At 61.9% G+C, this 12,470-nt stretch carries 13 protein-coding genes; 4 read left to right on the top strand and 9 right to left on the bottom strand.

Going from position 1 to position 12,470, the window contains the following annotated elements; translation table 11 throughout:
* Window positions 1–33: 33 nt before the first annotated feature.
* The 7 genes from QCE79_RS02835 to QCE79_RS02805 form a co-directional block, all read right to left on the bottom strand.
* Entirely contained in the window at window positions 34–756 is a 723-nt protein-coding gene (locus QCE79_RS02835; protein WP_244827234.1) for an ABC transporter ATP-binding protein, read from the bottom strand.
* A complete protein-coding gene (locus QCE79_RS02830) occupies window positions 756–1,532 on the bottom strand; it encodes an ABC transporter ATP-binding protein (RefSeq protein ID WP_244827233.1) in 777 nt (258 codons plus the stop codon). The genes QCE79_RS02835 and QCE79_RS02830 overlap by 1 nt, the downstream gene beginning before the upstream one ends.
* A 15-nt stretch (window positions 1,533–1,547) precedes the next feature.
* On the bottom strand, window positions 1,548–2,717 hold the full coding sequence (locus QCE79_RS02825; RefSeq protein ID WP_244827232.1) for an ABC transporter permease subunit: 1,170 nt from the start codon (window positions 2,715–2,717) through the stop codon (window positions 1,548–1,550).
* Window positions 2,718–2,741: 24 nt separating this feature from the next.
* Window positions 2,742–3,692 (bottom strand): branched-chain amino acid ABC transporter permease, encoded by a 951-nt coding sequence (locus QCE79_RS02820; protein WP_244827231.1) that lies wholly within the window; start codon window positions 3,690–3,692, stop codon window positions 2,742–2,744.
* Window positions 3,693–3,946: 254 nt separating this feature from the next.
* Window positions 3,947–5,176 carry a branched-chain amino acid ABC transporter substrate-binding protein gene (locus QCE79_RS02815; RefSeq protein WP_309841694.1) on the bottom strand — a complete coding sequence of 410 codons (1,230 nt, stop codon included), beginning with the start codon at window positions 5,174–5,176 and terminating at the stop codon, window positions 3,947–3,949.
* Between the two features lie 417 nt (window positions 5,177–5,593).
* Entirely contained in the window at window positions 5,594–6,562 is a 969-nt protein-coding gene (gene ispH, locus QCE79_RS02810; protein ID WP_244827229.1) for a 4-hydroxy-3-methylbut-2-enyl diphosphate reductase, read from the bottom strand.
* A gap of 2 nt (window positions 6,563–6,564) precedes the next feature.
* Window positions 6,565–7,020 carry a peptidylprolyl isomerase gene (locus QCE79_RS02805; RefSeq protein WP_244827228.1) on the bottom strand — a complete coding sequence of 152 codons (456 nt, stop codon included), beginning with the start codon at window positions 7,018–7,020 and terminating at the stop codon, window positions 6,565–6,567.
* Between the two features lie 194 nt (window positions 7,021–7,214).
* Between QCE79_RS02805 and radC the strand changes: the two genes are divergently transcribed.
* The 4 genes from radC to nadB all read left to right on the top strand — a co-directional run bounded on the left by radC (window position 7,215) and on the right by nadB (window position 10,414).
* Complete coding sequence (gene radC / locus QCE79_RS02800; protein WP_250463474.1) at window positions 7,215–7,961, top strand: DNA repair protein RadC; 747 nt, start codon at window positions 7,215–7,217, stop codon at window positions 7,959–7,961.
* A 250-nt stretch (window positions 7,962–8,211) separates the two neighbouring features.
* The gene (gene rpmB, locus QCE79_RS02795) at window positions 8,212–8,445 is read left to right on the top strand and encodes a 50S ribosomal protein L28 (RefSeq protein WP_008351171.1); all 234 of its coding nucleotides are present in this window, start codon (window positions 8,212–8,214) and stop codon (window positions 8,443–8,445) included.
* An 11-nt stretch (window positions 8,446–8,456) separates the two neighbouring features.
* Window positions 8,457–8,624 carry a 50S ribosomal protein L33 gene (gene rpmG, locus QCE79_RS02790; protein ID WP_007180630.1) on the top strand — a complete coding sequence of 56 codons (168 nt, stop codon included), beginning with the start codon at window positions 8,457–8,459 and terminating at the stop codon, window positions 8,622–8,624.
* A 191-nt stretch (window positions 8,625–8,815) separates the two neighbouring features.
* Window positions 8,816–10,414 (top strand): L-aspartate oxidase, encoded by a 1,599-nt coding sequence (gene nadB / locus QCE79_RS02785; protein WP_250491898.1) that lies wholly within the window; start codon window positions 8,816–8,818, stop codon window positions 10,412–10,414.
* 19 nt (window positions 10,415–10,433) lie between these two features.
* Here nadB and nadC read toward each other — a convergent pair whose 3' ends face one another.
* Window positions 10,434–11,315 (bottom strand): carboxylating nicotinate-nucleotide diphosphorylase, encoded by an 882-nt coding sequence (gene nadC / locus QCE79_RS02780; RefSeq protein ID WP_309841687.1) that lies wholly within the window; start codon window positions 11,313–11,315, stop codon window positions 10,434–10,436.
* Entirely contained in the window at window positions 11,312–12,439 is a 1,128-nt protein-coding gene (gene nadA / locus QCE79_RS02775) for a quinolinate synthase NadA (RefSeq protein ID WP_309841685.1), read from the bottom strand. The genes nadC and nadA overlap by 4 nt, the downstream gene beginning before the upstream one ends.
* Window positions 12,440–12,470 lie beyond the last annotated feature (31 nt).

Raw genomic sequence — 12,470 nt, 5'->3', positions numbered from 1 at the left:
CGCGGAAGGGCTTTCGAACGACTCAAGCACTATTCACTCGCCGAGATACGCGGCACGCACCTTCGGATCGTCGAGCATGATCTTGGCGTCGCCGGACATGGTGACCACGCCCGAGTCCATCACGTAGCCGCGATTCGCCGCCTGCAACGCCAAACGCGCGTTTTGTTCGACGAGCAACACCGTCAGCCCTTCCGACGAAATCTCGCGCACCACCTCGAAAATCTTCTCGACCATGATGGGTGAAAGACCCATCGACGGCTCATCGAGCAGAAGCAGTTTCGGACGCGACAACAACGCGCGCGCCATGGCGAGCATCTGCTGTTCGCCGCCCGACAGTGTGCCCGCATATTGCGATGCGCGCTCCTTCAGACGCGGGAAGAAGCCGAACATGCGGTCGGTGTCCTTCTGAATCTGGTCGGCGTCGTTGCGCAGATAGGCGCCCATCTGCATGTTTTCCAGAATCGACATGCGCGCGAAGATACCGCGGCCTTCCGGCACCATGGCAAGACCGCGCTTGAGCAACTCGTGCGTCGGCACGCCACGGATCGACTGACCCATGTATTCGATGTCGCCGCCCGAATACGGCTTGAGACCGGTGATGGCCTTCATCGTCGTGGTCTTGCCGGCGCCGTTCGCGCCGATCAGCGTGACGAGTTCGCCCTGTCCGACTTCCAAGTCGACACCCTTCACCGCCTGGATGCCGCCGTAGTTCACCTGCAAACCCTTGACCTTCAACATTGCGCTTGGCGTCGCCATTAATGCACCCCCGCACCCAGATATGCCTCGATCACCTTCGGGTCCTTCTGCACGTCCTGCGGCAGACCCTCGGCGATCACCTTGCCGTAATCGAGCACCGTCATGCGGTTGCACAATCCCATCACGAGTTTCACGTCGTGTTCGATCAACAGAATCGTCTTGCCGTCGCTACGGATCTTGTCGAGCAGACGCGTAAGCTCCACTTTCTCCGTCGCGTTCATGCCGGCGGCCGGTTCGTCGAGCGCAAGCAGCTTCGGATCGGTCGCCAGTGCGCGCGCGATTTCCAGACGCCGCTGGTGGCCGTACGACAGATTGCGCGACGTGTAATCGGCGTATTGCAGCACGCCCACGTATTCGAGCAGCTCGAGCGCGCGCTCCTTGATCTCGCGCTCTTCGCGCCGCTCGGACGGCGTCTGAAACACCGCGCCGATGAGACCGTGCTTCGTGCGCACATGGCGTCCGACCATCACGTTTTCGAGCGCGGTCATGCCGCCGAAGAGCCGGATGTTCTGGAACGTGCGCGCAATGCCCGCCTTCGCCACCTGATACACCGCCGTCGGCGTATAGGCTTCGCCATCGAGCTTGAACACGCCCGAATCCGGCGTGTAAAGACCCGTGATCACGTTGAAGAACGTGGTCTTGCCCGCGCCGTTCGGACCGATCAGACCGTAGATTTCGCCCGCCTTGATTTCGAGGCCGACATCCGACAAAGCCTGCAGCCCGCCGAAGCGCTTGTTGACGCCCTTCACGGACAGTCGCGTTTGCTTTTCGCTCATCTTTGAGTTCCCCGTTTAGGCGCGCACTGGCTTCTTGCTGCCGCGCTTCGCGATCTTCGCGATCTTGTCTTCGTGTTTCGGGGCCGGCCACAGGCCTTCCGAGCGATACAGCATGATCAGCACCATCGCGAGACCGTAGAGCAACTGGCGGATGACTTCGGTATCGACGATCTGATGACCGAAGATCGCGTTCTGCAGCGGACCCATGGTCGAGCGCAGGAATTCGGGGAACACGGCAAGCAGCACCGCGCCGAGAATCACGCCCGGGATATGGCCCATGCCGCCGAGCACCACGCACGCCAGCACGACGATCGATTCCCAGAACGTGAACGATTCCGGCGACACGAAGCCCTGGAACGCGCCGAACATCGAGCCCGACAGACCGCCGAAGGACGCGCCCATCGCGAAGGCCAGCAGCTTTACGTTACGCGTGTTGATGCCCATTGCCTTGGCGGCGATTTCGTCTTCGCGGATAGCGGCCCACGCGCGGCCGATACGCGAGTGCTGCAAGCGCGTACACACCCAGATCACCAGCAACGCGCCGAGCACGAAGAGGTAGTAATACATGTACACGGACGGAAACTTCATGCCGAAGAACGTGTGCGTCTGCGAGAGGTTGAAGCCCGCGACGGTCACCGGATCGATACCGGTGATGCCCTTCGGACCGTTCGTGATGTTGATCGGACGATCGAGGTTGTTCATGAAGATCCGGATGATCTCCCCGAAGCCCAAGGTCACGATGGCGAGGTAGTCGCCGCGCAGACGAAGCGTCGGCGCACCGAGCAGCACACCGAAGGTCGCGGCCAGCGCCATCGCGCACGGCGCGATGATGAGGAACGGCACGTGCAGACCGCCCGGCGCGAGATGCGCGATCCACTCGAACTGCGAGGTCAGTTGCGGCGACGACAGCAGCGCTGCGACGTAAGCGCCGACCGCGTAGAACGCGATGTAGCCCAAATCGAGCAGGCCGGCGAAACCGACCACTACGTTCAGGCCCAGCGCGAGCATCACGTAGAGCATCGCGAAGTCGAGCACGCGCACCCAGTAGTTGCCGCCTGCCGCGCCGATGATCATCGGCGCCGCGATCACGAGCACCGTGGTGATGACGCCGACCACCAGCTTGCGGGTCGCGTTTTTCTCGGGAATGAGCGTCGTGGACGGCTCAATCGGTTGAATCGAAGTCATATTTTTTAGCTCCTCACGCGAGGGTTAAGCGCGATCCGCGACACGTTCGCCGAGCAGACCCGACGGACGGAACACGAGCACGATGATCAGCACGATGAAGGCGAACACGTCTTGATAGTTACTGCCGAAGACGCCGCCTGTCAGGTTGCCGATATAACCGGCGCCCAACTGTTCGATGAGACCCAGCAACACGCCCCCGACCATCGCGCCGCCCAGGTTGCCGATGCCGCCCAGCACCGCCGCCGTGAACGCCTTGAGACCGGGGATGAAGCCCATGTAGAAGTGCGCGTTGCCGTATTCGGAGGCGATCATCACGCCGGCGAGTGCGGCAAGCGCCGAGCCGATCATGAAGGTCGCGGAAATCACGAAGTTCGGGTTCACGCCCATCAGCGATGCAACGCCTGGGTTCTCGGCGATTGCGCGCATGGCGCGGCCGAGCTTGGTCTTGTGCACGAGAAGGAGCAAGCCGCCCATCACGAGGAACGCGACCACGATGATGACGATTTCAGTCATCGAGATCACCGCGCCCGGACGGGTTTCGTCGGCGGCGATGACGTTGATCGGATCGGTCGGCAGCAACTGCGGGAACGCGAGGGGATTGCGGCCCCAGATCATCATCGCGAGCGTCTGCAAGAGAATGGACACGCCGATCGCGGTGATCAGCGGCGCGAGACGCGGCGCTTTACGAAGCGGACGGTACGCGACCTTTTCGATCGTGTAGCCCACCACCGCGCAGACCACGGCGGCAATGACAAGCGCGATGGTCAGCATGATCGGCCCGGGAATGCCCGGAGCGTGATTCTGCATCACGCCGATGGCCGACAGCGCGACCATGGCACCCACCATCAGCACGTCGCCGTGCGCGAAGTTGATGATGCCGAGAATCCCATACACCATCGTATAGCCCAGTGCGATGATGGCGTAAATGCTGCCAAGCACCAGACCGTTGAGGACCTGCTGGATGAAAATATCCATATAACGCTCCTTAGCCCCGTGCGACCGGATTACGTCTTTATCACCGGCCGATAAACCGATGTGAAGCGAAATCTGGAGCAGCACTGCGCGTACTGATTAAAAAAACCGGTAAGGTTAATCGCCCGGGTCCCGCCTGCTGCCGGATCTGGCTGCAAACGTCTCCGAACGGTTTTCACGGAAGTCTTACTCCCATCCACTGCCACGAAGCCATGAGAACGGCGCTCAACGCGCGGCGCCGCTTTCACACATCTCGCTTACTGCTTGACTACGTCCAGCACGTCCTTCCTTTTGTCCTTGAACTCGTAGAGCGTGATGGCGCCCGCCTTGAGGTCGCCTTTGTCGTCGAATGCGATATGCCCGGTCAGACCGTTGAAGTCCGTCGTGGCGATCGCCGCGAGCACCTTGGGCGCTTCGATTGAATTGGCGCGCTTCATGGCATCGACGATCACGTACATCGCGTCGTACGTGAACGGCGCATAAATCTGGACCGGCGCATGAAAGCGCGCTTCGTACTTCTGCGCGAAGTCGGCGCCCTTATCCATCTTCGAAAGCGCGAGCCCCGCTTCCGAGCAGACGATGTTCTGTACGGCGTCGCCCGCAAGTTCCACGAGCTTGCCGGTGCAGACTCCGTCGCCCGCCAGAATCTTCGCCTTGATGCCGAGCGCCGCCGCTTCCTTCGCGAATGGCCCGCCCGTTACGTCCATGCCGCCGTACATCACGACATCCGGCTGGATGCGTTTGATCTTCGTGAGGATCGCCTTGAAGTTGCGCGCCTTTTCGCTCGTGGCTTCCCGGGCGGCAAGCTTCGCGCCGCCGGCCTGCGCCGTCTTCGAGAATTCATCGGCAAGGCCGCGGCCGTAGGCGCTGGCGTCGTCGACCACCACGATTCTCTTCGCGCGCAGCGTCTTGATCGCGTAATTGGCCAGCACGGGGCCTTGCAGCGCGTCGGTCGCCACGACGCGAAACGTCGTCTTGTAGCCTTGCTTCGTGTATTCGGGATTGGTCGTCGACGGCGAAATTTGCGCGATGCCCGCATCGCTGTAAATCTTCGAAGCCGGAATCGACACGCCGGAGTTCATGTGGCCGATCACCGCGACCACATGGTCGTCGACTAGACGCTGCGCGGCTTCGGTGCCCACGCGCGGATCGGCTGCATCGTCCTGGCTGTCGAGTTCGAGGCGAATGGAGCGCCCGTCGATCGTCAAACCCTGCGCGCTGATCTCTTCGAGTGCGAGTCGCGCGCCATTTTCATTGTCCCGGCCGAGGTGTGCCTGCAATCCGGTAAGCGGCGCGGCGTGACCAATTTTGACGACCATTGCTTCGCTCGCGGCGGGGGCTGCCGCAGCCGACGCTGCGGCAGGTGCGGACACCGCGCTCGCCGCCGCTACAGGTGCGCTCGCTTCGCCTTCGCCCTTCTTGCCGCATGCGGTTGCCATTGCAACCGCAGCCGCGATGGACACGGCGTAAGCAAACTTGAATCGCATCAAATAGGTCTCCTGCGCCTTTCAAAACCGTTGCCGAGAGACCCCTCCGAGCCCAAGACGGGCGCATTGTAACGCTAAATATGAGACGAGCAATATTCTTGTGTGGCGGGGTTTTCCAGCATTGCAACCCGTTTTTTTTGACGATTTTCCGCGCAAGTCGCAACCGGGTTGCGATTCGTTTTTGTGCAGCAGTTGCACCATAACGGGATCGGGTTTATTCGGCGCGTTGAAGCGTTGACGTTTGCGCCTTTGCAGCGAGGGGAAACCCTTAAATTCTTACCGAACAAAAGTCGCCCCAAAATAGTGCTTACCGCTTGGGTCTTATGTCGGCCCGAGTAGTTCCGTTCTTGAGCAAAAGCGTTCACACAGAACGAAAAAAAGCGCCCGTAGGCGCTTTTTTCGAAAGAACTATCTAACTCATTGCGGCAAGGTCAGCCCGCGCGGCAGCGGAAACGCGATGGTTTCCTCGATTCCCTCGAGCGAACGCACATTGCGCACACCGAGCTCACGCAAACGGGCGATTACCGCCTGCGCGAGCACTTCCGGCGCCGATGCGCCCGCCGTCACGCCGATACGCTTCTTGCCTTCCACCCAGCGCGGATCGATCTGCGTCGGCGAATCGACCATATAGGCCGGGATGCCGCGCTTCTCGGCCACTTCGCGCAGACGGCTCGAATTCGAACTGTTCGGGCTGCCCACGACGATCACCACGTCGCATTGCGGCGCGAGAAACTTCACCGCGTCCTGACGGTTCTGCGTCGCGTAGCAGATGTCCTGCTTCTTCGGCTCCTTGATGGCCGGATACTTGGTCTTCAACGCGTCGATGATGGCGAAGGCGTCGTCGACGGACAGGGTTGTCTGCGTGACATAGGCAATGCGGTCAGGATTGGGCAGATCGAGCTTCAGGACGTCTTCGATATCCTCGACGAGATGCATGCCCTCGCCCGACTGGCCCATCGTGCCTTCGACTTCCGGATGGCCTTTGTGGCCGATCATCACGATGTCGAAGCCTTCCTGGCGCATTTTCGCGACTTCCATGTGCACCTTGGTCACGAGCGGACACGTGGCGTCGAACACGCGCAAACCGCGCGCTTCGGCTTCGCCGCGCACCGCTTTCGACACGCCGTGCGCGCTGAAAATAAGCGTGGCGCCTTCGGGCACGTCGTCCAGTTCCTCGATGAAAATGGCGCCCTTCTTGCGCAGGTCCGACACCACGTAGGCGTTGTGGACGATTTCATGCCGCACGTAGATGGGCGCGCCGAACAGCTTGATGGCCCGCTCGACGATTTCGATCGCGCGATCCACGCCGGCGCAAAAGCCGCGCGGCTGCGCGAGCAGGATCTCGACGTCGGTATCGATCTCGTTGAGGCTTTCAGTCAGGCTCATGGCTACAGAATTCCGATGATTTTCACTTCGAAGGCCAGCGACTGGCCGGCGAGCGGGTGATTGAAGTCGAAAAGCGCCGACGTCTCGCCCACTTCCTTGAGCACGCCCGCGTAGCGCCCACCGTTGGGCGCGTTGAATTCGACGAGATCGCCGGGAGAAAAATCCTCACCGATCATGCTGTTTTCGCGCAGCGTCGCGAGCGACACGCGCTGCACGAGCTCCGGATTGCGCGGCCCGAACGCTTGCTCCGGCGTTAGCTGAAAGGTCGAATGGTGGCCGACCTTCATTCCCAGCAGAATCTCTTCCAGTGGCGGCGCGAGTTGGCCTGCGCCGAGCAGGAGGGTCGCGGGCTTGTCGGTGAATGTGTTGACGATGTCGGCGCCATCGGCCAGTGCGAGCCGGTAATGAAGCGTGACATGCGAACCGGGTTTCACCTCGGAGATATCGATGATGCTCATGAGTATTGGCTGTGACGGTTCAGTCGGAAGCGGGACGTGCGCCTGGCGCGATACTTCGGGCCGCGTGGCGGGGCGGAGCGCGCGCCGAAACCGCTATTGTAAGACAGAGTTGGGAAGCGCCGCGCTTCGCTCGAGCGGCGTAAGTGCGGTGTATCTCGCAAAAATACAGCCTTAAGATGGCCTCAGGGGAAGGAATGTCCGCCAATTTTGAGATTCTAATGCGTGAAATGGAAGCCGGCCCCGCGCTGCCGCAGCCCGTTTCCGTTCTGCCAATTTCCCAGTGGGACAAGACGGACAAGCCGCGCGAGCGTCTGTTGCAGTCCGGCGGCGACTCGTTGAGCGACGCCGCGTTGCTCGCCGTATTTTTGCGCACAGGATTGCCGGGCAAAACGGCAGTCGATGTGGCGCGTGCGCTGCTGCGGCGCTTTGGCTCGATTCGCGGCGTGCTCGACGCGTCCGCGCTTCAGCTCCAGGAAGAGCGCGGCGTCGGCGAGGCGCGCGCGGCCACGCTTTTGGCCGTGTCGGAACTGTGTCGACGGGCGCTCATCGAGAAGGCGCGCGAACGCATGCTGCTGAACTCGCCGGGCGCGGTGGAAGACTTTCTGCGCCTGAGAATCGGCACTCAGCCTAACGAACTTTTCCTGTGCATCTATCTCGATGCGCGGCATCAGCTGATCGATGCGCACGTGGAAGCGAGCGGCTCGCTCACGCGGGTGGCGGTGTATCCGCGCGAGATCGTGAAGCGTGCCTTGCATCTGAACGCGGCGGGGCTGATCGTGGCGCATAATCATCCGTCTGGCGGCGTGGAGCCTAGCGCGAACGACAAGAAGCTCACCCGCACGCTGCAAGACGCGCTGAATCTCATCGACGTGAAATTGCTCGATCACATGGTGGTCGCGGGCAATGAAATTTTTTCTTTCGCGCGTGAGGGCTGGCTTTAGATTTGACCCGAAGCAGCCGAGGTTGACTAAGATAAGGACGAACGGGCTTGATATTGCTACGTTTTTCCTGCTAGAATCCACGATTCGTTTTCTCAACCCACCTGTTTCGGGCTTACGTCGTCCTCATTGGCATAACCGTGCTGCCAACTCCCCGTTCAAGGCAATCGGGCGAATTTGAGGTATCGATTGCGGGATTCCCCCAAAATCGAGCGTTTGACTTCCGGACTCAACGTGTTTTAGGAGTGTCCTCATGGCACGCGTATGCCAAGTAACTGGGAAAGGCCCGATGTCGGGCAACAACGTTTCCCACGCAAACAACAAGACCAAGCGCCGTTTCCTGCCGAACCTGCAGAACCGCCGTTTCTTCGTTGAAAGCGAAAACCGCTGGGTGCGTCTGCGCGTCTCGAACGCCGGCCTGCGCCTGATCGACAAGAACGGTATTGACGCCGTGCTCGCAGACCTGCGCGCACGCGGTGAAATCTAAGGAGCACGCACATGGCCAAGGGCGCACGCGACAAGATCAAGCTGGAATCGACCGCAGGTACGGGTCACTTCTACACGACGACCAAGAACAAACGCAACATGCCGGAAAAGATGCTGATCAAGAAGTTCGATCCCGTCGTCCGCAAGCACGTTGAGTACAAGGAAACCAAGATCAAGTAAGCGCTTGATATTGAGAGCCTGACAAAGACACGAGAAGCCCCGCACACGCGGGGCTTTTTGTTTGTGCGCGCGATTTTTCTTCTTTCGCTTTCACACGTTCGCGCGCGGGTTATCCGTGCCGGTTGGGTGGCGAGCGCGTTATGCTTGCCGGCTTGCAGTCATAAAAAGCACATAGACGGAGATCGAGCAGCATGAATTTCGATGTAGCGATCGTGGGAAGCGGGCTTGCAGGCTTGAGCGTGGCGTTGAACCTGGCCGAAACGCGGCGCGTCGCGATCATCGCCAAGCGCGCGGTGAGCGTCGGCGCGAGCGACTGGGCGCAAGGCGGCATCGCGGCCGTGCTAGATTCGGCGGACAGCATCGACAATCACGTGCGCGATACGCTCGTCGCGGGCGCCGGACTTTGCGACGAAGCGGCGACGCGCTTCATCGTCGAAAACGGGCGCGCGGCAATCGAATGGCTGATCGCGGAAGGCGTGCCCTTCACGCGCGATGTCTCCGCGGAACTCGGCTTCCATCTGACGCGCGAAGGCGGCCATAGCCATCGGCGGATCATTCATGCCGCGGATGCCACCGGCCACGCAGTCGTCACGACGCTCAACGAGCGCGTGCGCAATCATCCGAACATCACGGTTCTCGAAGACCATACCGCGATAGATCTGATCACGTCCGACCGGCTCGGCTTGCCGGGGCACCGCTGTCATGGTCTCTACGCGCTGGATCTCGCGAGCGGACGAACCGTGACGATTCAAGCGCCGCACACCGTGCTCGCCACGGGCGGCGCGGGCAAGGTTTATCTGTACACGACGAATCCCGACACGGCCACCGGCGACGGCATCGCGATGGCGTGGCGCGCGGGCTGCCGCGTCGCCAACATGGAGTTCATCCAGTTTCATCCGACTTGCCTGTTCCATCCATACGCCAAGTCGTTCCTGATCTCCGAGGCCGTGCGCGGCGAAGGCGGCGTACTGCGTCTGCCCGACGGCACACGCTTCATGCCCGCGCACGACGAACGCGCCGAACTCGCGCCACGCGACATCGTCGCGCGCGCCATCGACTTCGAAATCAAGAAGCGCGGCATCGATTGCGTCTATCTCGACATCAGCCATCAGCCGCGCGCGTTTCTCGAAGAACATTTCCCGACGATCCTCGCGCGTTGCCGCGAATTCGGCATCGATATCGCGAAGGAGCCGATTCCCGTCGTGCCCGCCGCGCATTACACCTGCGGCGGCGTCGTGACGGACCTCGCGGGCCGCACGGATCGCGCGGGACTTTATGCGGTCGGCGAGACGTCGTACACAGGTCTGCATGGCGCGAACCGGCTCGCCAGCAACTCGCTGCTCGAATGTCTGGTGGTCGGGCGCGCGACGGCCGAGGCGATCGAGACGGAAGGTTATTCAGCGGGCTGCCATGCGCCGCTGCCCGACTGGGACGAAAGCCGCGTTTCCGATCCGGACGAAGAAGTCGTCGTTGCGCACAACTGGGACGAGTTGCGGCGGCTGATGTGGAATTACGTGGGCATCGTGCGCACGGACAAGCGGCTGGCGCGCGCGCAGCACCGGCTTGCGCTTTTGCGCGACGAAATCCACGAGTACTACGCGAACTTCAAGGTCAGCCGCGATTTGCTGGAACTGCGCAATCTCGTGGATGTGGCGTCGCTGATCGTGGAAAGCGCGTGCTCGCGACGCGAGAGCCGCGGGCTGCACTTCAGTCGCGACTGGCCGGCGACTTTGCCGAAAGCGCTTCCGACTGTGTTGATGCCGCCGGCGGCGAGGCGGCGCGCGGTTTAGATGTCGACGCGCAGCAAGCTTACTCTTCGATCAAGCGCATAGAAAAATCCGTTGCCCGCACGTCCTTCGTCAATGCGCCGATAGAGACGCGGTCCACGCCCGTCTCCGCAATCGCCCGCACGGTCTCGAAATTCACGCCGCCCGAAACTTCGAGCAGCGCCCTTCCCGCCGTCACGCGCACGGCTTCGCGCATGGCGTCGAGCGTGAAGTTGTCGAGCAACACAGATTCCGCGCGATGCGCCAACGCGGTTTCAAGCTGCGCCAGCGTTTCCACTTCGATCTGAATGGGCACGCCCGCGTCGAGCGCGAGCGCGGCGTCCATTGCAGCGCCGACGCCGCCCGCCGCCGCGATGTGATTTTCCTTGATCAGAATGCCGTCATAGAGCGCGAGCCGCTGATTGGCGCCGCCACCCACGCGCACCGCGTACTTCTGCGCGAGCCGCAAGCCGGGCAGCGTCTTGCGCGTGTCGAGGATGCGCGCCCGCGTGCCTTCGATGGCATCGACATAACGGCGCGTCGCCGTTGCCACGCCCGACAGCAATTGCAGGAAATTGAGGCCGTTGCGCTCGGCGGTCAGAAGCGAACGCGCCTGGCCGCGCAGCAAGACGACCGGCGTATTCGCCGTCATGCGCTCGCCTTCGCGATACCGCCATTCGACTTCGATGCTCGGATCGACGCGACGCATCACCTCGTCGAACCACGGCGCGCCGCACAGCACCGCCTCTTCCCGCACGATGATGCGCGCCGTGCGACGTGTGTCTGCTGGCACGAGACGCCCCGTATGATCGCCGCTGCCGATGTCCTCGGCGAGCGCATCGGCGACATTGCGGGCGAGCGCGGCGTCGAACGCTTCGCCGTACTGCGCGCGGATCTCCGCAAATAAAGGCGAATGGTTCGTCATGCGGGCCCCACGTTCGAGAACAACGTTTGATCCTTCGCGAGATCGCCGCTCGCCTGCACACGCTTCTTGTGACGCGCGGCGAAGTCGAGCATGCGGTCGATCGGCACGCGCGCGCGCTCGGCAATAGCCGCATCGACGTGAATCTCGTTGTGGCCGCGCTCAAGGACATCGGCGAGATTGGCGAGGCCGTTCATCGCCATCCACGGACAATGCGCGCAGCTCTTGCACGTGGCGCTATTGCCGGCGGTCGGCGCTTCGATGAAGGTTTTGCCGGGCGCCGCGAGCCGCATCTTGTGCAGGATGCCGAGATCGGTCGCGACGATAAAGCGCTTTGCGTCGAGCTTGACGGCGGCATCGATCAGCTGCGTGGTCGAACCGACGACGTCCGCCAGTTGCACGACGCCTTCCGGCGATTCCGGATGAACGAGAACCTTCGCGTCCGGATATTCGGCGCGCAAGAGATCCAGCTCGATGCCTTTGAACTCGTCGTGCACGAGACACGAACCTTGCCACGAGAGCATATCCGCGCCGGTCTTCTTCTGGATGTAGTTGCCCAGATGCCGGTCCGGCGCCCACAGAATCTTCTCGCCGCGTGCGTGCAGATCCGCGACGATTTCCAGTCCGATCGATGAGGTGACCATCCAGTCCGCGCGCGCCTTCACGGCGGCGCTCGTGTTCGCATACACGACGACCGTGCGGTCCGGGTGAGCATCGCAGAAAGCGGAGAATTCGTCGGGCGGACAGCCGAGGTCGAGCGAGCAGGTGGCGTCCAGATCGGGCATCAACACGCGTTTGCCGGGGCTCAAGATCTTCGATGTCTCGCCCATGAAACGCACGCCCGCGACGACCAGTGTCTTCGCGGCGTGATCGCGGCCGAAACGGGCCATTTCGAGCGAATCGGCGACGCAACCGCCCGTTTCATCGGCGAGTTCCTGGAGCTCGGAGTCCACGTAATAGTGCGCCACCAAAACCGCCTCTTCCCGATGCAACAGCGCACGGATTCGCGCCTTCAATTCGCGCTTCTCTTCGGCGGACGGCGCGTTGGGAACACGTGCCCACGCCTCGCCTACGCCGCACGTCAGGCCATGCGGCCGGTCGTATTCGACGCTCCTGATCGCTTCCATTGTTCCTGTCTCCTGTGTCCGCGCGAGTGTC

This window comes from Caballeronia sp. LZ003 (genome assembly GCF_031451465.1).
Taxonomy (GTDB): domain Bacteria; phylum Pseudomonadota; class Gammaproteobacteria; order Burkholderiales; family Burkholderiaceae; genus Caballeronia.
The sequence above is the reverse complement of the archived record's forward strand: the minus strand, read 5'-3'. Positions and strand labels throughout refer to the sequence as shown.

What these genes read in the sequence shown, in the direction of transcription:
- QCE79_RS02835 (WP_244827234.1), bottom strand. Translation starts at nt 756, where the DNA reads ATGGCGACGCCAAGCGCAATGTTGAAGGTCAAGGGTTTGCAGGTGAAC.
- QCE79_RS02830 (WP_244827233.1), bottom strand. Translation starts at nt 1,532, where the DNA reads ATGAGCGAAAAGCAAACGCGACTGTCCGTGAAGGGCGTCAACAAGCGC.
- QCE79_RS02825 (WP_244827232.1), bottom strand. Translation starts at nt 2,717, where the DNA reads ATGACTTCGATTCAACCGATTGAGCCGTCCACGACGCTCATTCCCGAG.
- QCE79_RS02820 (WP_244827231.1), bottom strand. Translation starts at nt 3,692, where the DNA reads ATGGATATTTTCATCCAGCAGGTCCTCAACGGTCTGGTGCTTGGCAGC.
- QCE79_RS02815 (WP_309841694.1), bottom strand. Translation starts at nt 5,176, where the DNA reads ATGCGATTCAAGTTTGCTTACGCCGTGTCCATCGCGGCTGCGGTTGCA.
- ispH (WP_244827229.1), bottom strand. Translation starts at nt 6,562, where the DNA reads ATGAGCCTGACTGAAAGCCTCAACGAGATCGATACCGACGTCGAGATC.
- QCE79_RS02805 (WP_244827228.1), bottom strand. Translation starts at nt 7,020, where the DNA reads ATGAGCATCATCGATATCTCCGAGGTGAAACCCGGTTCGCATGTCACG.
- radC (WP_250463474.1), top strand. Translation starts at nt 7,215, where the DNA reads ATGTCCGCCAATTTTGAGATTCTAATGCGTGAAATGGAAGCCGGCCCC.
- rpmB (WP_008351171.1), top strand. Translation starts at nt 8,212, where the DNA reads ATGGCACGCGTATGCCAAGTAACTGGGAAAGGCCCGATGTCGGGCAAC.
- rpmG (WP_007180630.1), top strand. Translation starts at nt 8,457, where the DNA reads ATGGCCAAGGGCGCACGCGACAAGATCAAGCTGGAATCGACCGCAGGT.
- nadB (WP_250491898.1), top strand. Translation starts at nt 8,816, where the DNA reads ATGAATTTCGATGTAGCGATCGTGGGAAGCGGGCTTGCAGGCTTGAGC.
- nadC (WP_309841687.1), bottom strand. Translation starts at nt 11,315, where the DNA reads ATGACGAACCATTCGCCTTTATTTGCGGAGATCCGCGCGCAGTACGGC.
- nadA (WP_309841685.1), bottom strand. Translation starts at nt 12,439, where the DNA reads ATGGAAGCGATCAGGAGCGTCGAATACGACCGGCCGCATGGCCTGACG.